Below are 19784 nucleotides of genomic sequence, written 5' to 3'. Positions count from 1 at the left end.
GACGAGACGACAGTGACGCCATTGAGTCGGCAACAAGCTCGACCTTCCGGGTCGCTGTCCGGAGCTCGCTTCGAACAGCTTTCAGGTCCGGGCACGCTGAAGCACGGCATCGGGAGACGATATGACGGACAAATTGTCGGAGCCAGGTGAGTTCGAGCCGGCTTTGGAGAGTTCTGAGGCGGTTGCGAATTGCTCCGAAGCGGGCGGCGCGACGCAGATCGTTGCCTTGGAGCGGCGGACCTTCGCCATCATCTCGCACCCGGACGCCGGCAAGACGACCTTGACCGAGAAGTTGCTCCATTCCGCCGGGGCCATTCATGAGGCAGGAGAGGTGCGCGCTCGGGGCGACCGCCGGCGCGCGCGATCGGACTGGATGGCGATCGAGCAGCAGCGCGGCATTTCGGTCACCAGCTCGGTGATGACCTTCGAGCGGGGCAATATCCTGTTCAACCTGCTGGATACGCCGGGCCACCAGGATTTTTCAGAGGATACTTATCGGACCCTGACGGCTGTCGACTCAGCGGTCATGGTGATCGACGCGGCCAAGGGAATCGAGGCGCAGACCCGCAAGCTGTTCGAGGTTTGTCGCCTCAGGAACATCCCGATCATCACTTTCATCAACAAGGTCGATCGCGAAGGGCTCAGTCCGTTCGCCTTGCTCGACGAGATCGCGGAAACGCTCCAGCTCGACGTTTCCCCGCAGAACTGGCCGACGGGCCTCGGCGGCCTCTTCCACGGTCTCTATGATCTGAGCTCCGACCGTCTGCTGACGGTGGACAGGAAAGACGGCGGGACGTCGCCGGGCGCAGAGATCGGGTGCAGCGGCCTCGACGATCCGGCTATCGACCGACACCTTCCGGCCGACGCCGCCTCGTTTCTGCGCGAAGAGGCCGGCCTCGCCCGGGCGGCCTATCCCGGCTTCGACCTCCAGTCTTTCCGTGCCGGTGACCTCACGCCCGTCTATTTCGGAAGCGCGCTCAAGCTGTTCGGAGTTGAAGCGCTGATCGACGGCCTTGCCGCTTTCGCGCCGGCTCCGCAGGCGCAGCCGGCCCGGCCGGCGCCGGTCAAGCCGGACGAGCCTCGAGTTACCGGCTTCATCTTCAAGGTCCAGGCGAACATGGACCCGAATCATCGCGATCGGGTGGCCTTCATGCGGATCTGTTCGGGCACCCTGAAGCGCGGCATGAAGCTCATCAACGGGCGCACCGGGAAACCCATCGCCATCCACAATCCGATCACCTTTTTCGCCCGTGATCGTGAGCTGGCCGACCTTTCCCGCCCCGGCGACATCGTCGGCATTCCCAATCACGGAACTCTGCGCGTGGGCGACACGCTGACGGAAAAGGGCGACCTGGCCTTCACCGGACTGCCTGACTTTGCCCCCGAAATCCTTCGGCGGGTCCGGTTGGACGATCCGCTAAAGGTCAAGCAGATGCGGCGCGGCCTTGCCGATCTTGCCGAAGAGGGAGTCGTACGGCTGTTCAAGCCGACGATCGGGTCGCAATGGATCGTCGGAGTGATCGGGGAGCTCCAGCTCGATGTGCTCGCGACTCGCCTCGACCAGGAATATGGGGTGAAGCTTGGTTTCGAGCCGAGCCCCTATGAAGTTGCGCGCTGGGTCCGATCATCCGATCCGGCCTTGCTGAAGCGATTCCTCGAGACTCACCGAAGCATCTTGGCCGAAGATCAGGATGAGGCGCCGGTACTGCTGATCAGGAATAGTTGGGAACTCGGCCGGTTCGTCGAGGAGTGGCCGGGGATCGAGCTCGCGACGGTGCGAGAGCGATCTTGATTCGTCGAATCCGGGAGGGCGAGGAATGCCCTTCTGCGCACTTGGGCGAGACTTCGGCACTGAGGGACGTACCCTGAGCGAACCGCCGCCTGATTGACGCCCTTGGAACTTCGCCCGGCTGGGAACCGGAAAAGGATCCGACATGAGTTGGTGATCGGCAAACACGCGATAGCAAGATCGCTTTGGGGCGTCCGGCGCGGCTAGTTCGCACTTGCAGCACCTGCGAACCTGCATCATAGGGCGGCCTTCGCCGGACCCGCGCTGCGGGTGGCTCGGCCGGGCGCCTATCCCCCGGATCACTTGATCAGTCCCGTCTTGAGCGCGTCCCTGGACGAGGCTCGTCGTGAGCTTGAAGGTCAACCATGTCGACATTTGCCGCCCTGAGACGGGAATGGCTTTCCAATCCCCGCGGCGACATTCTCGCCGGAATCGTCGTCGCCCTCGCTCTCATTCCCGAGGCGATCGGGTTTTCGGTGATTGCCGGAGTCGATCCCCGCGTCGGGCTCTACGCCTCGTTCTCGATCGCGGTGATCACCGCCTTGGTGGGCGGAAGGCCTGGGATGATCTCGGCCGCGACCGCCGCCATCGCCGTGCTTGTCGTTCCGCTCGTGCGGGACCATGGAGTCGAATATCTCTTCGCCGCTACAATCCTGATGGGTGTGCTTCAGATCGTCAGCGGATTTCTGAGGTTCGACCTGCTGATGCGGTTCGTGTCGCGCTCGGTCATCACCGGATTCGTCAACGCGCTCGCCATTCTCATCTTCATCGCGCAGCTGCCGCAGCTGATCGGGGTGTCCTGGGAAACCTATGCGCTGGTCGCCGCTGGACTGGCTATCATCTACTTGCTGCCGAGGCTTACCCAGGCCGTGCCGTCGCCGCTCGTCGCCATCGTTCTGCTCTCTCTGGTGTCCGTATGGCTGGCGCTTCCCGTCAACCGGGTCGGCGACATGGGCGAGCTGCCATCGACGCTGCCCTTCTTCTTCGTTCCCGACGTGCCGCTTACCTGGACGACCCTGCAGATCATCCTGCCTTATTCGGTGACGATGGCGGCGGTCGGTCTGCTCGAATCGCTGCTGACGGCGCAGATCGTCGACGACCTCACCGACACGCCCTCCGACAAGAAGCAGGAAACCAAGGGGCAGGGGATCGCCAATTTCGTCACCGGCTTCTTCGGCGGGATGGGCGGCTGCGCGATGATCGGCCAGTCCGTGATCAACGTGAAGTCGGGAGGCCATACCCGCCTGTCGACGGCGGTAGCGGGGATCGTCCTCATCTTCCTGATCGTCGTTCTCGGTCCCTGGGTCGCCCAGATCCCGATGCCGGCTCTCGTCGCGGTGATGATCATGGTGTCGATCGGCACCTTCAGCTGGACTTCAATCAAGAATCTGAAGGTCCATCCCTGGCACAGCTCGGTGGTGATGATTGCCACCGTGGTGGTCGTCGTTTGGACCCACGACCTGGCTCAGGGTGTGCTCGTCGGCGTGCTTCTGAGCGGTATCTTCTTCGCCAGCAAGGTGAGCCGGCTCTTCGCGGTCGCCTCGACTCTTGGCGAGGATGGAAGGCTGCGTCGCTACGAATTCTCTGGCCAGATCTTCTTCGCGTCAGTCGACCGGTTCCTGACAGCCTTCGACTTCAAGGAGGTGGTCGACCGCGTCTGCATCGACGTCAGCCGGGCGCATTTCTGGGACATCTCGGCAGTGGCCGCGCTCGACAAGGCCGTGCTGAAGTACCGCCGTGAAGGCACGGAGGTGGAGGTCATCGGCCTCAATGCGGCGAGCGCGACAATGGTCGACCGGTTCGGAATTCATGATAAACCGGGCGCCGATGATGCGCTGGGAGCGCACTGATGGAGAGGCAGATTACGAAGCTTTTGGCCTGCATCGACGCGTCGCAATATGCCACCAGCGTCTGCGATCATGCCGCCTGGGCCGCGACCCGGCTGAACTCGGCGGTCGAGGTGCTCCACGTCATTCAGCGCAAGGATTCGGTCGCCGCGCGCCAGGACCTCAGCGGCGCGGTCGGTCTTGGCGCCAAGAGCAGTCTGCTTGAGGAATTGGTCAGGATCGACGAGGCCGAAGGGCGGCTTGCCCGCGAGCAGGGCAACCTGCTGCTTCGGGCGGCTCAGGAGCGGCTTCGCGAGAGAGGCGTCGAGGAGGTTTCGCTCGTTCACCGGCATGGCGGCATCGTCGAGACGGTGATCGAGCGGGAGGAAGAGGCAGACCTCGTCGTGATCGGAAAGCGGGGGGCATCGGCCGACTTCGCCAAGGGGCATCTTGGCAGCAAGGTCGAGCGCGTGGTTCGCCAGAGCGTCAAGCCGGTACTGGTCGCTTCCCGCGCCTTTCGGCCGATCGAGCGGGCGCTGATCGCCTTCGATGGCGGCCCGAGCGCCCGCCGCGCCGTCGCCTTCGCCGCGACTTCGCCGCTCTTCGAGGGGGTCGAGCTCCACCTGCTGATCGCCGGCACGGAAAGCGACAAGCACCGCGACGGTCTGCGCTGGGCGAACGAGGTTCTCGGCGAGAGGGCGGCGCGGGCGGAGATCGTCCCGGGCGACGCAGACGGGGTGATCGTCGCGGAGGCCGGCCACAGCCAGGCCGACATGGTCATCATGGGCGCCTACGGCCATTCACCCTTGCGCGCCATGATCGTCGGCAGCACGACGACGGCGGTGATCCGGGGAGTTACCTTGCCGGTGCTCCTGTTCCGCTAGCTGGACGAGCGAGATCAGAGCCGAGTCCTGGCCCGGCTGACAGGAGCCTCCTTCAAAGGGATCTGTGCAGGACTTGCAGGTTTCCGGCTTCGCGTAAGGCATCGCCTCGCACCAAGCTTTCAGCGGCCGGGCGAGGCTGCGCCGGTCGCAGGAGACCGGCTCAAGTCCTTGAAGAAAAGGTGGTGGACGCACTAGGGCTCGAACCTAGGACCCGCTGATTAAGAGTCAGCTGCTCTACCAACTGAGCTATGCGTCCATGCCTTTCGGCGCTCGGGCGAACGCCCGCGGAAGCGGCCATTTAGTGTCGCCAGCGCGCTATTGCAACCATTGTCCTGCGCCCCGAGCGCCGTTCACCGGCGGGCGCTTCGGCTGCTCCGGTCGATCGACATCAGGATGCCGAGGCATATCATCACCGTCAGCATCGCCGACCCGCCATAGGACACGAGCGGAAGCGGAATTCCGACCACCGGTGCCAGTCCCATCACCATCATCAGATTGACCGCGATGTAGAAGAAGATGGTCAAAGCGAGGCCTGCCGCGGTCAGCCGTTCGAACCGGTCCTTGGCTTCCACCGCGACCCGCAACGACCACCGACAGAGCAGGTAGAAGAGCAGGATCAGGACGAGCCCGCCGATCAGACCCCATTCTTCGGCCAGCGCCGAGAAGATGAAGTCGGTATGCTGTTCCGGCAGATATTGAAGGTGGCTTTGCGAGCCGTTGAGGAAGCCCTTGCCGAACAGGCCGCCCGATCCAATCGCGATCTGGGATTGCTGGATGTGATAGCCCGCACCGAGCGGATCCTGCTCGGGATTGAGGAAGATGAAGAGCCGCAGCTTCTGGTGGGGCAGAAGGAAGGAGTAGGAGATCGGTGCCGCTGCGGCGAGGGCAAGGCCCGCGCCGATGAACAGCCTCAGCGGAAGCCCGGCGAGGAACATCAGGCCGACCGAGGCGAGCACGATCAGGCAGGCGGTCCCGAAATCGGGCTGAAGGAGGATCAGCAGCAGCGGCGGCCCCAGAAAGACGGCGACCGGCCAGATCGCCGACCAGCGGGTGATCTCCCGCGGCGGCACCATCGAGTAGAAGCGGGCGAGGATCAGGACGAGGACCGGCTTCATCAGCTCCGAAGGCTGGATCCGGACGAAACCCAGGTTGAGCCAGCTTCTGGCGCCGCCCCCGATCACGCCCAGCATCAGTGTCAGGATCAGCAGGATAATCCCGAAGGCGTAAGCGGCCCAGGCAAACTCCTGAAAGGTTTTCGGGCGGACATAAGAGAGGCAGATGGCCAGTCCGAAAAAGGCTGTGAAGCGAACGGCGTGGGGCAGGGCCCACGGGCTGGGCGAGCCTCCTGCCGCCGAATAGAGGCCGAGCACGCCTGCCGCTCCAAGAGCGGCGACCACCAAGAGCAGCTGCCACGGAAGTTCGGCAATCGGTCTGGGAAGGACGAAGCTCATCAGCTCCGGTCCGTCGATTGCGCATTCGCTTCGGCGCGTGCGGCCCATTCCTGAGCCCGGCGCTCCATGCGCTCGGCTATCGTGCCGCCCCATTGTTGCTCAAGCGGCAGAAGCGCCTGCATCGCGAGATCCTTGTCGAACAAATAGGTCATCACGTCCTTGGCGACGGGCGCAGCCGCTCGGGAGCCGCCCATGCCATGTTCGATCACGACCGCGCCTGCATAAAGCGGCCGGTCGACGGGGGCGAAGAAGACGAACAGGCCGTGATCACGATACTTCCATTCACCGCCCTGGCCGCGCTGGCTGCCGGTGATCCGGCGGACCTGGGCAGTGCCCGTCTTGCCGCCCATCAGGATGTCGTTGAAGGGAAGTCGGCTTCGCCCCGCCGTGCCGTGGCCATTCACCACTTCCGACATTCCGGCCCGAACCGTCTCGAAGTAGCCGGAATTGTAGGAGAAAGCTTGTGAAGCCGTGCCTTCATTGGCGAGCAGCCGAGGGCGGACCCGCTTTCCGGAAGCCAGGCAAGCGGCCATGGTGGCGAGCTGAAGCGGGTTCAGGATGACATAACCCTGGCCGATTGAAGCATTGAGCGTGTCGGAATCGGTCCAATCCGGGCGGAGGAACCGATCGGGATTCTGCTCGTAACGACGCCGCTTCCAGTCGCTGTCGGGAACGGTGCCGTAACTTTGCGAAACGAGCGGAAGATCGAACTTCTCGCCGAGCCCGAGCGCGCGCCAGACCGGAGCAATCCGATCGAAGCCGATCCGGCGTCCCATCGCGTAGAAATAGGTGTTGCAGCTTCGGGCAATGGCCGTGTGCATGTTCATCGGCCCATGGCGACCGAGGCATCGAAAGAAGCGGTTGCCGAGCTGATAACCGCCGCCGCAGCTGACCCGCTCCTCGGGATCGATGCCTGCCTCGAGCAGGGCGAGACTCACCGCCGGCTTGATCGTCGAACCCGGAGGGTAGAGCGCGTTGACGACCTTGTTCAGAAGCGGCTTGCGCTCGTCGGCGGAAAACATCCGCCACTCGCTGGTGCTGATTCCATCGGCGAAAGTGTTGGGATCGTAGGCCGGCATCGAAGCGAAGGCGAGCAGGTCACCCGAATTGCAGTCCATGACCACGCACGCGCCGGATTCGTCCCCCAGGCGCCGAGCGGCGTAGCTCTGCAGTCCGGCATCGATGGTGGTACGAAGTGGCGGACCGCTCACGTCCGGCCGGGTGCGCAGCTCGCGAACGAGGCGGCCGCGCGCCGTCACCTCGACCCGGGCGGCTCCGGGTTGACCTCGAAGCCGCTGCTCCATGACCTTTTCGAGGCCCTCCTTGCCGACCTTGAAGCCGGGCGTGACCAGCAGCTGATTCCGGTTTTCCGCCTCATATTCCTCGCGGTTCGGCGTTCCGACATAGCCGATCAGATGTCCGACGGCGGCGCCCTCGGGATAGTAGCGGGAGAAGGCGCGCAGGGGCGATACGCCCGGAAGCTCCGGAAGCCGGACCGTCACTGCGGCGAACTTGTCGAAGGGCAGGTGCTCGGCGACGGGAACCGGCTGGAACCCGGCCGCTGCTTCGAGGTCCTGACGGATCTTCTCCACGTCTTCCGGCGCAAGTTCCAGGATTCGCGCGAGTGTGGCGATGACGCGGTCCTCGTCTTCGAGCCGATCCGGAATCAAGTCGACTCGAAAGTCACTGCGATTGACGGCCATGGGTTGTCCGTGGCGATCGACGATCCAGCCGCGGCGGGGCGGTATCAGCCGTTCCTGGATTCGATTGCTTTCGGCCAGATCGCTGTAGCGCTGATTTTGAGCGATCGCGATATAGCCCATGCGGCCGGCAAGTACCGTAGCCAGGCCCGCCTGCAGGGCGCCGATGACCATCGCCCGTCGGGTGAAGGTCTGGTTCTGGCTGCTTTCGGTGATCGGGGGACGGTTGCGCCGACTCATCGCATCAGCCGCCAGCGGTCGAGCCACAGGATCAGCCGCGCCATGACGGGGTAAGCCATGACGCTGACGACCAATTGCGGCACCATCACCGGGAATTCGATATCACTGCCCATCAGGAGCGCGATGTACCACGCACCAACTGTATGGAAGCTGATCGCACCGGCGGCGATCAGCCAGTCCATCAGATAGTCGCGAAATCCGATCCGGCTGTCGAGCAGGTCGAAGGCCAGAAAGATCCCCGTCCAGAGCAGCATTGACTGTCCAAGCGGGTTGCCGATCACGAGATCGTTGAGCAATCCAAGGCCGAGGGCAACTTGAGCGCTCCAGATTTCCGGCCGCAGCAGCCGCCAGGTAATCAGGGCCAGAAAGCCGATGTCGGGAATGAGCGGCGCCGAATTGATGATCGGCAGAAGCGCGAGCAGGATTGCAACGATGGTTGAGCCGATCGGAACGAAGCGACGCCGAGCGTCGCGAATGGCGACTTCGGTGCTGGAACCGGCGATCCTGTTCATTGCGGCGGGACCGGAGGCGGGGTGGAGGTGCCCGGTTGCGGCTGCTGCAACGCCGGCTGGTAGCGGGGATCGCGCTGGCGCGGCGTTGGCGCCGTGCCACCGGAGATTCCTGCTGCGGCTGCAGCGGAAGCCGGCACAGGTTGGGCTATTGGCTGCGGGGTGGCGTTTTCGAGCGGTGCGTTCGCCGCCGGCTGATACGGACGCTGAACGATCGCGAAATCAGCTCGCGCCGGATCGGCAACCGGCCGGGCGATGGCGGTGTCGCCCTCGAGCCGAACCACAGACGCAACCGGCACATTGGGTGGAAAGATGCCGCCGATTCCCGAAGTGACCAGAAGGTCGCCACGCCGGAAGGGATTTTCGCCCACCTCGAGTGTGCGCAGCTCGATCGTTCCGTCACCCCGGCCGACCGCAAGGGCGGGGATGCCGCCGCGAAGCATGCGCACCGGGACGTTGCTGGACCCGTCGGTGATCAACAGGATGCGCGATGCCCAGCGCCCGGTTTCGATGACTCGGCCGATCAGCCCGTCGGGGGATCGCACCGGCTGACCCACGGCAACGCCGGCGGCGCTTCCGGCCGAAAGGGTCGCCAGCCGGCGCGGCGCCTGGAACGAGGATGTGACGAGGCGCGCGATCGTGACCTCGTCCTCGACCTCCGAAGCGAGGCCGAGCAGCCGCCTCAGCCGAACATTCTCGGCTTGTGCCGCCCTGGTCCGGAGCAATTCCCTCCGAGTCGCCTCCAATTGCGAGCGCAACTCGGCATTCTGGGAGCCGGCGCGGATGTAAGCGCCGACCGATCCGGTGATGTCGCCGAAGAATCGAACAACGCTCCGCCCGCTCGAACTCACCGGAGTGGTGACGTCGAGCGCAGCGCCCTTGATCGCCTGGAATCCGCGGGGATCGATGATCGCCACGGCCAGCAGCAGCACGGCGACGATCATTCCCGCCACGGCGACGACGTAGCCGAGAAACAAGCCGTACTGCGCCCGTCGGGAGAAACCGGGGCGCCGATTGGCGGGCGGCGCCATTTACGCTCCTTCCAGCTCTAGGCCGTCTGCAGCACGCCGCGGAAGACTTCCTCCTCCATCGCCCGCCCGGTGCCGAGCGCCACGCAGGTAAGGGGATCGTCGGCGACGGTCACGGGAAGGCCCGTTTCGTCCCGCAGCACTTCGTCAAGGCCCTTGAGCAGCGCTCCGCCGCCGGTCAGGACGATGCCCTGGTCGACGATGTCGGCGGCAAGCTCCGGAGCGGTATTCTCGAGGGCGATCCGAACGCCCTCGACGATCGTGCCGACCGGCTCCGACAGCGCTTCGGCGATCTGGCGCTGGTTGATCGTAATCTCCTTGGGGACGCCGTTGACGAGATCGCGGCCCTTGATGTGGACCGTTTCGCCGTCCGTGCCGTTGGGCGGCGGCTTGGCCACGCCGACCTGCTTCTTGATCCGCTCGGCCGTGGCTTCGCCGATCAGCAGGTTGTGATTGCGCCGCACATAGGAGCTGATCGCTTCGTCCATTTTGTCGCCGCCGACGCGCACGGAGGTGGTGTAAGCCAGCCCGCGCAGCGAGAGGACGGCCACTTCCGTCGTTCCGCCGCCGATGTCGACGACCATCGATCCGATCGGCTCGGTCACCGGCATGTCGGCGCCGATCGCCGCCGCCATCGGCTCCTCGATCAGATAGACCTGGCGGGCACCGGCGTTGGAAGCGGCGTCGCGGATGGCGCGGCGTTCGACGCTGGTCGAGCCCGATGGCACGCAGATCACGATCTCAGGCCAGCGCGGGAAGCGCCGGCGGCCATGAACTTTCTGGATGAAGTGCTTGATCATCTGCTCGGCGACGTCGATGTCGGCGATCACGCCGTCGCGCAGCGGGCGGATGGCCTCGATCTGATCGGGCGTCTTGCCCATCATCAGCTTGGCATCGTCGCCGACGGCCTTCACTCGCTTGACGCCGTTGATCGTCTCGATCGCGACGACCGAAGGCTCGTTGAGGACAACGCCGCGGCCGCGGACATAGACCACGGTATTGGCGGTGCCGAGGTCAATGGCCATGTCGTGGGAAGGAAGTCTCAGAAAGTTGAAGACGGACATATCTGGCTAAAACTCTCGTGCCTGGAGGGGTACGGGCGGGCCGAATATCTCCGGCCTCTCCTGATGGTTCTCCTATAGGATGGCGCCGCGCCCCGGGTCCACAAAAGAGTGTGAACCCGAAGATCCGGCCGCAAGGCCGGCTGATCTTGCTCGCGCGCGACCGGACCTTCCGATCGGATTGATCTCGCGGGCCGGCGCCGCTTCGTCTAGAGCAACAAGCATGTCAATAAGGCGCCTGCCCGAACATCTGGTCAACCGTATTGCTGCCGGTGAAGTGGTGGAAAGACCGGCCAGTGCGTTGAAGGAGCTGGTCGAGAATGCGATCGACGCGGGCGCCACGCGCATTGTCGTCAGTCTCGCAGGCGGGGGGATCGAAAGGATCGAGGTAGCCGACGACGGCTGCGGGATGGCGCCTTCGGAGATCGCTCTCGCACTCGAACGGCATGCCACGTCGAAGCTGCCCACCGATTCGATCGACCAGGTAACCACTTTGGGCTTTCGCGGCGAAGCCCTTCCATCGATCGCGAGCGTGGCTCGAGTTCGGATCGAAAGCCGGGTCCGAAGCGCCGACGGATGGTCGCGAGCCGTCGACAATGGCCGCCTCGAAGGGGAGGGGCCGGCAGCGCTGCCGCCGGGAACCCGGGTTATCGTCGAGGATCTGTTTGGAAAGGTGCCGGCAAGGCGCAAGTTCCTGCGCTCGGAGCGGAGCGAATATGCCGCCTGCCTCGATGTCGTGAAACGGCTCGCAATGGCTCGGCCGGACATCGGCTTCACGCTCGAACATCAGGGGCGTCGAGTTCTCACCGTCGCTCCGGGCGAGGATCGTCCGACCCGGGTTGCGGCACTCACCGACCGCGAGCTTGCGAGCAACAGCCTCGCGATCGACGCGGTTCGAGGCCCGGCGCGGCTTGGCGGCGTGGCTGGGCTTCCAACTTTCAATCGCGGCATCGCCGACCATCAATATCTGTTCGTCAACGGGAGGCCTGTGAAGGACCGACTTCTGATCGGTGCCGTTCGCGCCGCCTATCAGGATTTGCTCGCCCGCGATCGTCACCCGGTGCTTGCCCTGTTCATCGACGTTCCGGGCGAAGAGGTCGACGTCAACGTCCACCCGGCCAAGACCGAGGTGCGTTTTCGCGATCCCGGCAACATTCGTGGGTTGATCGTCGGCGGACTGAGAAATGCCCTGGATGAGGCGGGACATCGTTCGGCGCAGCGCTCCTCCGCAGCGGCTCTCGGCAATTGGCAGCCGGAGCCGGTGCGCAGCCCGAGCTTCCCGCTCCCCATACCCGGTCAGTCATCGGTGTGGGAGCATCGTCCGGACTATGCCGCTCCGGCGCTGCAGGCGCGGGCCGAAGCCGCTTCGGTGCCGCCGCCGGAAAGCCGCGCCTTTCCACTGGGAGTCGCTCGGGGACAGGTGGCGGGGACCTATATCGTGGCCGAGGCGGAAGACGGTCTCATCCTGGTCGACCAGCATGCCGCGCACGAACGGCTGGTGCTGGAGCGGATGCGAAAAGCGATGGCCAATGGCGGAGTTCCCCGACAGGCGCTGCTTCTGCCCGAAGTGGTCGAGCTGGACGAACCCGCCTGCGACCGAATCGAGGCGCGCGCCGCCGAACTCGCCGAAATGGGCCTGGAGCTCGAACGGTTCGGCCCTCGCGCCCTTCTGGTCCGGGCGACTCCGGCCCTGCTCGGCGCTGGCGACGTGAGGGGGCTCGTCACGGACCTCGCTGACGAGCTTGCCGCATTCGACGAGGCTCTCAGTCTCAAGGAGAAGCTCGACCATGTCGCGGCGACGATGGCCTGCCACGGCTCGGTCCGTGCCGGCCGGATCCTGTCGGTCGCGGAAATGAACGCGCTGCTCCGGGAAATGGAGGTGACGCCGCATAGCGGCCAGTGCAATCATGGGCGACCGACCTGGGTGAAACTCGCCCATTCCGATATCGAGAAGCTGTTCGGTCGCAAGTAGTGACGCATCCGCGCGCTTTTCCGGAACGCGCACGAGACTCAAGCCAACTATCGGGCCGGCTTGCCGGGCCGCCTCTCTGCCCTGTTCAGCCGGCTTCAGAGGTTCCCGCGCTCCGCCGTGTCAGCGCGCGCAGTCTGTTGCCGACCGCTTCGATCGGGTGTGCTGCCGATTGCGCGCGCGACTCCTTCAGGCGCGGGTAGCCGGCGGCGGCATCGGCCAGCAGGGAACCGACAAAGCGGCCGTCGCGCACCTCGGCAAGGATCCGGCGCATCTCGGCGCGGGTCTCGTCGGTCACGATCCGCGTTCCGCCGCTTAGTGCCCCGAACTCGGCAGTGTTTGAAATCGCCTCCCGCATTCCGGCAATGCCCCGCTCATAGATGAGATCGGCTATGAGTTTTACCTCCGTAAGGCATTCGAAATAGGCGATTTCTGGCGAGAAACCGGCCTCGACCAGAGTCTCGTAGCCGGCCTGGATCAGCTCGGGGATCGCGCCCCACAGCACGGCCTGCTCGTTGAACAGATCGGCCTCGCACTCCTCGGCGAAGCTGGTCGGTAGAATTCCTACCCGGCCGCTGCCGATGGCAGAGGCGTAGGAGAGCGCCAGCGTCTCCGCTTGTCCGGTCGCGTTCTGATTCACCGCAAACAGTGAGATGAGGCCACGGCCTCGTTCATACTCACTGCGAAGAGCCGTCCCCGGACCCTTGGGAGAAACGAGAAAAACGTCGAGGTCATCGCGCGGCTTGATGAGCCGGAAATGGATTGCCAGCCCGTGAGCAAAGACGATCGCTCCACCCTTGCGGAGGTTGGGGGCGATTTCCTCGGCATAGATCCGGGCCTGGTCCTCGTCCGCAGTCAGAATCACGCAGAGATCCGCCCAGGAGGCGGCCTCGGCGGCCGTCATGACGTCAAATCCTTCGGCTCCGGCCCGTCTACGGCTCCCCGAACCGATCGGCAGCGCGACCGTCACGGCAACGCCGCTGTCGCGCAGGTTGAGAGCCTGGGCCCGTCCCTGATTGCCGAAGCCGATCACCGCTACCTTGCGGTCGAGAATCAAGCCGAGATCGGCGTCGGCATCGAGAAAGATGCGCATCATTCCCCCCCCTCAAAGGTTCAGCCGCGCTAGGGCATCGGGCAAGCTGTCGCAATCGAGCGGCTCGGTGAAGCGCGGCCATTCTGGCGGCGGCTGCCGGTTGAACCAGGTGAACTGGCGCTTGGCGTAGCGGCGGGTCGCGGTCTGGCCGGCCTCCAGAGCTTGCGGTTCCGACAATTCGCCGGTGAGGAAGGCGGAGATCTCGGGAACCCCGATCGCTCGCATCACCGGTGCGAAAGCCGGCAAGCTTCGCTTCATAAGCAAGCGAACCTCCTCAAGCCCTTGTTCTGAAAACATGATTTCGAATCTTTCGTCGCATCGGGCATAAAGCCACTCCCGCGGTGGCAGGAGTATGAGAGGCATCAGTTCGACCTGATCGCCAATGCCGCCTGTCTTTTCCTTCTGCCAATCGCGGAGGCTTCGGCCTGTCGATCGGATGACCTCGAGCGCTCGAGCGGTTCGGGCGGTATCGCTTGGCCGGATCCGTGCCGCCGCTTGCGGATCTTCTTTGGCAAGGGCGACATGGGCCTGATCGACGGGCAGCTTGCGAACCGCCCGACGGATCTCGGGATCAATTTCGGGGATCGGAGCGATGCCGTCCAACAAAGTTCGGATGTAGAGACCGGTGCCTCCGGTGAGGATCGGCAGCCGTCCCTCGGCATGGGCTTCGGCGATGGCGGCTCGGGCATCCTGCGACCACTCCGCGGCCGAGCAGGAGTCGGCACCGTCGCGATAGCCGTAGAGCCGATGCGGCACCCGCGCTTCTTCCTCGACGGTAGGCCGAGCGGTCACGATCCTCAGGTCGCGATAGACCTGCGCGCTGTCGGCGTTGATGACGATTCCGTCGTGCCTTTCCGCAAGCGCCAGAGCGAGGGCCGACTTGCCGCTGGCGGTCGGCCCTGCAATGAGCGCCAGTGGGAGCTTGGCCGAGGAGTCTATGTTCATCGCAACCCTGATAGCAGCGGATCGACTGGCGCGCGGCGATATTTCCGTCGCCCTTGATGCGCTGTCGGTCGCCGTCGGTCATGATTGGGTGGAGGAGGCTAGCGCCTGCGATATCCTGCTGGGCGACGACCCTTCGCAAGCCCGGCAGCTGCTCGAAGACGCTCTCCCGCAGGTGGACGTGATCGTCCAACCGAGGGACGGCCGCCGCAAGCGATTGCTCGCCGCCGACATGGACTCCACCATGATCACCGTCGAATGCATCGACGAACTCGCCGACTATGCCGGAGTGAAGTCGGAGGTCGCCGAAGTGACCGAGCGGGCGATGCGCGGCGAGCTGGACTTCGAGGCCGCGCTGGATGCTCGGGTCGCCTTGCTGAGTCAGCTCGAGGAGGCAGCGATCGACCGGTGTCGCGAGGAACGGGTCGAATTGATGCCGGGCGCACGAACGCTCGTCCAGACGATGCGTGCCAATGGCGCCTATTGCCTGCTGGTTTCAGGCGGGTTCACGCGCTTCGCCCATCCGGTGGCGGAAGCGATCGGGTTCCACGAGGCGGCAGCCAACGAGCTCTTGATCGAGAAGGGGCGTCTGGCGGGGACGGTGCGAAAGCCGATCGTCGGCGCCGAGGGCAAGAGGAAGGCGCTGGAGGCCGCCGCCTTGCGCCGCGGAATCCCAATTCAGGCATCGCTGGCGGTCGGAGACGGCGCCAACGACATCGAAATGCTGAAGGCGGCCGGCCTGGGAATCGCCTTTCGCGCCAAGCCGTCCGTTGCAGCGGCGGCCGATGCCCGGATCGAGCGCGGCGACCTGACCGCCTTGCTTTACGCCCAGGGTTATCCGCGATCGGAATGGATTGATTAGGACGCCGGCCGGCTCATGTCGGCGGCGATCGCCGCCAGCGCAAAGGCCACGGACGCTTCGCCGAAGTCGAAGCGGAGCGCCACCCCCTCCGGCGTGACCGAGCGGACCCAGCCCTGAATCGCTCCGGCTTCGGGATGGCGCAACTCGACCCTCGCGCCGAGCCGGATATCGGCATGCGTTTCGAGATAGGCGCCGGCGGCCGAGACTTCGCGAAGCGCCGCCGGGGCGGGGCGATCGGCAACAAGAAGGCACATCCGGCGTCGTCGCCAGGGCGACGCCATCCCGAGTCGAGCTTCAAGGCTTTGGCTGGCCCCCATTCTCTCACTCCCCTTGCGGCGATGAATAGAAGGCGGGCGCGAAAATTCGGTTAAGGCGCTACGCGGGGCTTGTGCGGTCGGCTCGGTTCAGGGCGATACCACGAAACAGCCCAGCCCAGCGCTTCGAGCGGTGGAGCAGGCGCGCTCCGCCGCCGCCCGGTCCTGCAGCGGTCCGGCTTGCAGCCGGGTCAGATTGCCGGCGCGGCTGAAAGAAGGCTCAAGCCCCGGTAGGTGATCGCTCACGCTTTCCCAGGCGCGGCGCGCATTGGCTTCGCTGCCATAGGCGCCGAGCTGCACTCTCCAGCGCCCGACCGAGCGGGGCGGCGAGGCAGATGGAACGGCTGAACGCCTCGAAGAAGAAGCAGGCGGCGAAGTTGCCGACGATTGCCGAGCGGGGGTTTCCGGCGAGACGGGAGACGCCGGGCGCTCGGCTGCGGGTGCGGGTGCGGGTCGGGATCGGGCAGGAGACGGGGTCGCGGTGACGATCGGCGTAGCGGGAGCGGCCGCTGCCATTGCCGGGGCGAGGGTTGGCATCGACCGCGCGAGTTCCAGTCCCCGGACCCGGTCCTCCTCGGTGAGATGCTCTTCCATCTGGCGCAGCTGCGACTGGGCGGGGGGAAGGCCCTGTTCGGCCGCTCGAGTCATCAGGGCATAGGCTCTTGGCAGGTCGGTTCCGACCAAGTCGCCATTGAACAAGGCCGTTCCAAGCACATACTGCGCGCGAGGATCGCCGCGCTCGGCAGCGCGCTGGATGTAGGGCATTGCTTCGCGCCGGCGGCCGTTCTGGAACAGGATCAGACCGAGATTGGCCACGGCCTCCTCATGGCCCTGACGGGCGGCGCGCTCATACCATTGTTCGGCAAGGTTGAGGTTCTGCGGCACGCCGCGTCCGAGCTTGTAGGCGTGCGCGAGATTATATTGGGCATCGGCATCGCCGCGGTCTGCAAGCGGGCGCCACAAGCGGACGGCTTCGTCATAATTGCCGGCCTGCCAGGCGGCGATTCCACGCTGGGTATCCTGGGCGACGGCGGCGGCGCTGCCGTTCCCGACAAGCGCAAGACCAGCTGCCGCAGCGATGACCCACAGCCGCTTCCGGGTTCTCATCTGGAAAATCTCCCCACCGAATGGCCATCTTCCTAGCCGGCAATGCTTAATCGGCTGTTAGCATGCTTATCAGCAGCTTGACCATGGCGTGAGGCCCTCGGAAAGGGGATCCGTGGCTGCTCGATTAACCAGATTTTAGCACCGGCGGGTGCAACCCTTGATCCCGAGCGTGGGAACCGAGGGAAATTAGATGCGCGTTTTGGCTTTGTCCTCTCAGAAGGGCGGATCGGGCAAGACCACCTTGTCCGGCCATCTGGCCGTCCAGGCGCAGCGCGCGGGCTATGGTCCGGTCTGCCTGATCGATATCGACCCACAAGGATCGCTCGCCGACTGGTGGAACGAGCGCGCGGACGAAATGCCCGCCTTTGCGCAGACGACGGTTGCTCGACTCGGCGCCGATCTCGAGGTCCTGCGCCAGCAGGGGTTCAGGCTCGCCGTCATCGACACCCCGCCTGCCATCACGATGGCGATCCAGAGCGTGATCCACGTCGCCGAGCTGATCGTCATTCCGACCCGTCCGAGCCCGCACGACCTGCGGGCCGTAGGGGCCACGGTCGATCTGTGCGAACGGGCCGGCAAGCCTCTCATCTTCGTCGTGAACGCCGCGACTCCCAAGGCGAAGATCACTTTCGAGGCCGCCATTGCCCTTTCGCAACACGGCACCGTCGCTCCCGTCACTATCCACCACCGAACCGATTTTGCCGCGTCGATGATCGACGGCCGAACGGTGATGGAGGTCGATCCCAAGGGCCGTTCGGCAAGAGAAGTTGAGGAATTGTGGAGCTACATCTCCGACCGGCTCGAGAAGAATTTCCGGCGAACCGTCTTTGCCGCGCCAGGTGGCCCGGTCGTCAGTCCTCTCGGTGCCCAGCGCCCCGCAGCCGGCTTCGGCCGCCGCGTCATCGGTCAGTGAAGGGGGCGGGAAGATGAACGAAGCACGCCCCTATGCCTCTCTCTCTTCGGGGCTGCTGGCTCGAAAGGGAGCCGCCAAGCCGGCGATGCGTCCGCAGGGCTTCAGCAGTCTCGAGGATCTTGGCTGGAACGACATGGGTTATGACCCGGCCGCCCAGCCCGACCCCGCGCCCGTGGCCCACGCCCCGAGCTCGATCGCGGCTTTGACGCCGGCGCCCAAGCCCGCCGCTAGCGACGAATCGCCAGTCGTCGCCCAGCAGCGCGTGATCGCCGAGCGCTTCGACGCCATTCCCGCCGAGGAAGAGCCTGAACCCGCCAAGAGCCGACGTTCAGTCAAGGCCGAGATCGTGAAGCTCCCCAAGGCGAGAGCCAATCCGACGCCTGGACGCAAGGCGGCGTTCACGCTTCGGCTCGATTCCGACCGGCATCTTCGTCTCCGCCTGGCCTGCGCCGTTACCGGCCGCTCGGCGCAACAGCTCGTCACGACGGCGCTCGATCAGGCGCTAGCCACCATCCCCGAACTGGACGAACTGGCTTCGCATGTCCCGGTCGCCGGCGCGAAGCGAAGCTGACGGAGCCCGATAGATGAACCAGACTGCTCTAAAAATCGCTGCCTCGACGATGATCGTCGCGGTCACCATGGTCGCCTGCAGCGCTCAGTCCGACGCGATGCGACGGCTTGCTTCGGCTTCCCGGGCCGCCCCGTCCGACCAGCAGGCGCATCAGCTCTACGAGCAGGGCCGCACCGCCTTGCAGCAGGGCGACGTCGCTCAGGCGCTCAGCCGGGTCGAGCAGGCCGTCGAGCTCTCGCCGCGCGATATCGGGTACCGGCTGTTCTTGGCCGACCTTTACCTCAAGAGCGGTCGCTTCGATTCGGCGCGCGCGAGCTTCGCCGACGTCGTGGAACTCGATCCCCAGCATGTTCGCGCTTCACTGAGCCTCGCCTTGACCGAGATCGCCCTGGGTCGTCCGCAGGCTGCGGTCGCCCAGCTCGACAATGTTGTCGGCCGCGCTTCCGTTTCGGACGTCGGCCTGGCTTATGCGCTGGCAGGATTGCCGGAACGGGCCATCGAAATGCTCGAACCGGCGGCCCGAGGCATCGAGTCCACACCGCGGCTTCGCCAGAATCTGGCCCTTTCCTATGCCTTGGCCGGCGACTGGCAGCGAGCTCGGACCATTGCCGCGCAGGACGTTTCTCCGGCGGAACTTGGCCAGCGCATGGAGCAGTGGGCGAGCTTTGCCCGTCCCGATTCGGGCCCCACTCGGGTCGCCAGCCTGCTGGGGGTGACTCCGGTCCAGGACCCCGGTCAGCCGATCCGGATTGCGCTTTCTCGGCCTGCGCCGGACAGCCCGACCGGAGTCGAGGTCATGAGCTTCGCCGAGGCCGCTCCGGTGCAGACGCCGGCGGAGGATTCCGACTGGGGAGTGCCGCCCGCTGAGGCGGCTGAGCCGGTGCAGTTTGCCCAGGCGAGCGCCGCTGAGACCGCGGCTGCGCATTATGCCGCAGCGCCTGAGTCCGAGCCGGCGAGCGACGAGGAGGTGCGCTTCGCTGTCGCTGCCCAAAGCCTGACCCGACCCGACCCGGTGGTGGTCCGGACGGCTGCCGTATCGCTGCCGCCTGCGCCGGTGTTCGAGCGTGAGCGGCCGTCAGGCACGGCCACCGCGCGATCCGGGAGAAGCCGTTTCGTCGTCCAGCTCGGCGCGTTCAGCACGCAGCAGAATGCCGAACGGGCGTGGCTCGAGGCCGAGCGCCGCTACGGCCTTTCGGGTCGGGCACCGCTCACCGCCACCATCGGCATGAACGGCCGAACGCTGCATCGCGTCGCTGTCGCCGGCTTTGACTCCCGCGCCGACGCCAACCGGACGTGCAGTGCGATCCGCGCTCGCGGCGGAGCCTGCTTCGTTCGCCCCAGCGAGGGCGACGCCTCGGTCCGCTGGGCGGCGCGCTATGCTCCCGGCCGCGACCGCAGCGCCTGAATTTTCCGGAGCTTGATCCCCTCTGGAAAGGCGCCCGGTCGGCCAAGGGCCGGGCGCCATTCTTTTGTTTCAGTCAACTCGGGACGACTCGGCCTCCACGAAGTCCGGATCGTGAGGGAC

The 19784-nt window shown here is 65.4% G+C and carries 17 protein-coding genes, 1 tRNA gene and 1 other annotated feature; of the genes, 8 read left to right on the top strand and 10 right to left on the bottom strand.

What is annotated here, in order from left to right; all coding sequences use genetic code 11:
- Window positions 1-121 precede the first annotated feature (121 nt).
- The 3 genes from ACRYLT_RS16070 to ACRYLT_RS16060 all read left to right on the top strand — a co-directional run bounded on the left by ACRYLT_RS16070 (window position 122) and on the right by ACRYLT_RS16060 (window position 4499).
- Window positions 122-1792, top strand: a complete 1671-nt coding sequence (locus ACRYLT_RS16070; RefSeq protein WP_482665086.1) for a peptide chain release factor 3 — start codon at window positions 122-124, stop codon at window positions 1790-1792.
- Between the two features lie 249 nt (window positions 1793-2041).
- Window positions 2042-2093: a sequence feature (sul1 is cis-regulatory element that is thought to sense ions involved in sulfur or methionine metabolism; They are found in Alphaproteobacteria), on the top strand.
- A gap of 61 nt (window positions 2094-2154) precedes the next feature.
- On the top strand, window positions 2155-3639 hold the full coding sequence (locus ACRYLT_RS16065; protein ID WP_482665085.1) for a SulP family inorganic anion transporter: 1485 nt from the start codon (window positions 2155-2157) through the stop codon (window positions 3637-3639).
- Complete coding sequence (locus ACRYLT_RS16060; protein ID WP_482665084.1) at window positions 3639-4499, top strand: universal stress protein; 861 nt, start codon at window positions 3639-3641, stop codon at window positions 4497-4499. Before ACRYLT_RS16065 ends, ACRYLT_RS16060 begins: the two co-directional genes overlap by 1 nt.
- Window positions 4500-4679: 180 nt before the next feature.
- On the opposite strand, the gene ACRYLT_RS16055 is transcribed toward ACRYLT_RS16060, so the two are convergent.
- From ACRYLT_RS16055 to ACRYLT_RS16030, 6 genes are all read right to left on the bottom strand, one after another.
- A tRNA-Lys gene (locus tag ACRYLT_RS16055) sits at window positions 4680-4755 on the bottom strand.
- 94 nt (window positions 4756-4849) lie between these two features.
- Window positions 4850-5950, bottom strand: a complete 1101-nt coding sequence (gene rodA, locus ACRYLT_RS16050) for a rod shape-determining protein RodA (RefSeq protein ID WP_482665083.1) — start codon at window positions 5948-5950, stop codon at window positions 4850-4852.
- Window positions 5950-7890: a penicillin-binding protein 2 gene (gene mrdA / locus ACRYLT_RS16045; RefSeq protein WP_482665082.1), complete on the bottom strand. Its 1941-nt coding sequence runs from the start codon at window positions 7888-7890 to the stop codon at window positions 5950-5952. The genes rodA and mrdA overlap by 1 nt, the downstream gene beginning before the upstream one ends.
- Complete coding sequence (gene mreD / locus ACRYLT_RS16040) at window positions 7887-8402, bottom strand: rod shape-determining protein MreD (protein WP_482665081.1); 516 nt, start codon at window positions 8400-8402, stop codon at window positions 7887-7889. Before mreD ends, mrdA begins: the two co-directional genes overlap by 4 nt.
- On the bottom strand, window positions 8399-9430 hold the full coding sequence (mreC, locus tag ACRYLT_RS16035) for a rod shape-determining protein MreC (RefSeq protein WP_482665080.1): 1032 nt from the start codon (window positions 9428-9430) through the stop codon (window positions 8399-8401). Before mreC ends, mreD begins: the two co-directional genes overlap by 4 nt.
- Before the next feature lie 17 nt (window positions 9431-9447).
- Window positions 9448-10491: a rod shape-determining protein gene (locus ACRYLT_RS16030; protein ID WP_482665079.1), complete on the bottom strand. Its 1044-nt coding sequence runs from the start codon at window positions 10489-10491 to the stop codon at window positions 9448-9450.
- Window positions 10492-10711: 220 nt separating this feature from the next.
- Here ACRYLT_RS16030 and mutL point away from each other — a divergent pair, with 220 nt between their 5' ends.
- The gene (gene mutL / locus ACRYLT_RS16025; protein WP_482665078.1) at window positions 10712-12460 is read left to right on the top strand and encodes a DNA mismatch repair endonuclease MutL; all 1749 of its coding nucleotides are present in this window, start codon (window positions 10712-10714) and stop codon (window positions 12458-12460) included.
- An 85-nt stretch (window positions 12461-12545) separates the two neighbouring features.
- Here the strand turns inward: mutL and ilvC are convergent, their stop codons facing one another.
- Window positions 12546-13550: a ketol-acid reductoisomerase gene (gene ilvC / locus ACRYLT_RS16020; protein WP_482665467.1), complete on the bottom strand. Its 1005-nt coding sequence runs from the start codon at window positions 13548-13550 to the stop codon at window positions 12546-12548.
- 12 nt (window positions 13551-13562) lie between these two features.
- Window positions 13563-14495, bottom strand: coding sequence for a tRNA (adenosine(37)-N6)-dimethylallyltransferase MiaA (gene miaA / locus ACRYLT_RS16015; protein ID WP_482665077.1), 933 nt, complete (start codon window positions 14493-14495; stop codon window positions 13563-13565).
- Between miaA and serB the strand changes: the two genes are divergently transcribed.
- A complete protein-coding gene (gene serB, locus ACRYLT_RS16010; protein WP_482665076.1) occupies window positions 14488-15354 on the top strand; it encodes a phosphoserine phosphatase SerB in 867 nt (288 codons plus the stop codon). The two genes, miaA and serB, sit on opposite strands and share 8 nt — an antisense overlap.
- Here serB and ACRYLT_RS16005 read toward each other — a convergent pair.
- Together ACRYLT_RS16005 and ACRYLT_RS16000 are read right to left on the bottom strand one after the other, a co-directional pair.
- Window positions 15351-15671 carry a hypothetical protein gene (locus ACRYLT_RS16005; RefSeq protein WP_482665075.1) on the bottom strand — a complete coding sequence of 107 codons (321 nt, stop codon included), beginning with the start codon at window positions 15669-15671 and terminating at the stop codon, window positions 15351-15353. The two genes, serB and ACRYLT_RS16005, sit on opposite strands and share 4 nt — an antisense overlap.
- An 87-nt stretch (window positions 15672-15758) precedes the next feature.
- A complete protein-coding gene (locus ACRYLT_RS16000) occupies window positions 15759-16775 on the bottom strand; it encodes an SPOR domain-containing protein (protein ID WP_482665074.1) in 1017 nt (338 codons plus the stop codon).
- A gap of 190 nt (window positions 16776-16965) precedes the next feature.
- Here ACRYLT_RS16000 and ACRYLT_RS15995 point away from each other — a divergent pair, with 190 nt between their 5' ends.
- Genes ACRYLT_RS15995 through ACRYLT_RS15985 form a run of 3 tightly spaced genes read left to right on the top strand, consistent with a single transcriptional unit; the run spans window position 16966 to window position 19664 of the window.
- Window positions 16966-17688: an AAA family ATPase gene (locus ACRYLT_RS15995; protein WP_482665073.1), complete on the top strand. Its 723-nt coding sequence runs from the start codon at window positions 16966-16968 to the stop codon at window positions 17686-17688.
- Between the two features lie 13 nt (window positions 17689-17701).
- Entirely contained in the window at window positions 17702-18259 is a 558-nt protein-coding gene (locus tag ACRYLT_RS15990) for a hypothetical protein (RefSeq protein ID WP_482665072.1), read from the top strand.
- Between the two features lie 13 nt (window positions 18260-18272).
- Window positions 18273-19664 carry an SPOR domain-containing protein gene (locus ACRYLT_RS15985; protein WP_482665071.1) on the top strand — a complete coding sequence of 464 codons (1392 nt, stop codon included), beginning with the start codon at window positions 18273-18275 and terminating at the stop codon, window positions 19662-19664.
- The last annotated feature ends 120 nt before the right edge of the window (window positions 19665-19784 follow it).

The sequence above is a fragment of the Sphingosinicella sp. SM1-17 genome, assembly GCF_056821765.1.
Note: the sequence above shows the minus strand (reverse complement) of the source record. Positions and strands in the feature narration are given on the sequence as shown.

What these genes read in the sequence shown, in the direction of transcription:
- ACRYLT_RS16070 (WP_482665086.1), top strand. Translation starts at nt 122, where the DNA reads ATGACGGACAAATTGTCGGAGCCAGGTGAGTTCGAGCCGGCTTTGGAG.
- ACRYLT_RS16065 (WP_482665085.1), top strand. Translation starts at nt 2,155, where the DNA reads ATGTCGACATTTGCCGCCCTGAGACGGGAATGGCTTTCCAATCCCCGC.
- ACRYLT_RS16060 (WP_482665084.1), top strand. Translation starts at nt 3,639, where the DNA reads ATGGAGAGGCAGATTACGAAGCTTTTGGCCTGCATCGACGCGTCGCAA.
- rodA (WP_482665083.1), bottom strand. Translation starts at nt 5,950, where the DNA reads ATGAGCTTCGTCCTTCCCAGACCGATTGCCGAACTTCCGTGGCAGCTG.
- mrdA (WP_482665082.1), bottom strand. Translation starts at nt 7,890, where the DNA reads ATGAGTCGGCGCAACCGTCCCCCGATCACCGAAAGCAGCCAGAACCAG.
- mreD (WP_482665081.1), bottom strand. Translation starts at nt 8,402, where the DNA reads ATGAACAGGATCGCCGGTTCCAGCACCGAAGTCGCCATTCGCGACGCT.
- mreC (WP_482665080.1), bottom strand. Translation starts at nt 9,430, where the DNA reads ATGGCGCCGCCCGCCAATCGGCGCCCCGGTTTCTCCCGACGGGCGCAG.
- ACRYLT_RS16030 (WP_482665079.1), bottom strand. Translation starts at nt 10,491, where the DNA reads ATGTCCGTCTTCAACTTTCTGAGACTTCCTTCCCACGACATGGCCATT.
- mutL (WP_482665078.1), top strand. Translation starts at nt 10,712, where the DNA reads ATGTCAATAAGGCGCCTGCCCGAACATCTGGTCAACCGTATTGCTGCC.
- ilvC (WP_482665467.1), bottom strand. Translation starts at nt 13,550, where the DNA reads ATGCGCATCTTTCTCGATGCCGACGCCGATCTCGGCTTGATTCTCGAC.
- serB (WP_482665076.1), top strand. Translation starts at nt 14,488, where the DNA reads ATGTTCATCGCAACCCTGATAGCAGCGGATCGACTGGCGCGCGGCGAT.
- miaA (WP_482665077.1), bottom strand. Translation starts at nt 14,495, where the DNA reads ATGAACATAGACTCCTCGGCCAAGCTCCCACTGGCGCTCATTGCAGGG.
- ACRYLT_RS16005 (WP_482665075.1), bottom strand. Translation starts at nt 15,671, where the DNA reads ATGGGGGCCAGCCAAAGCCTTGAAGCTCGACTCGGGATGGCGTCGCCC.
- ACRYLT_RS16000 (WP_482665074.1), bottom strand. Translation starts at nt 16,775, where the DNA reads ATGAGAACCCGGAAGCGGCTGTGGGTCATCGCTGCGGCAGCTGGTCTT.
- ACRYLT_RS15995 (WP_482665073.1), top strand. Translation starts at nt 16,966, where the DNA reads ATGCGCGTTTTGGCTTTGTCCTCTCAGAAGGGCGGATCGGGCAAGACC.
- ACRYLT_RS15990 (WP_482665072.1), top strand. Translation starts at nt 17,702, where the DNA reads ATGAACGAAGCACGCCCCTATGCCTCTCTCTCTTCGGGGCTGCTGGCT.
- ACRYLT_RS15985 (WP_482665071.1), top strand. Translation starts at nt 18,273, where the DNA reads ATGAACCAGACTGCTCTAAAAATCGCTGCCTCGACGATGATCGTCGCG.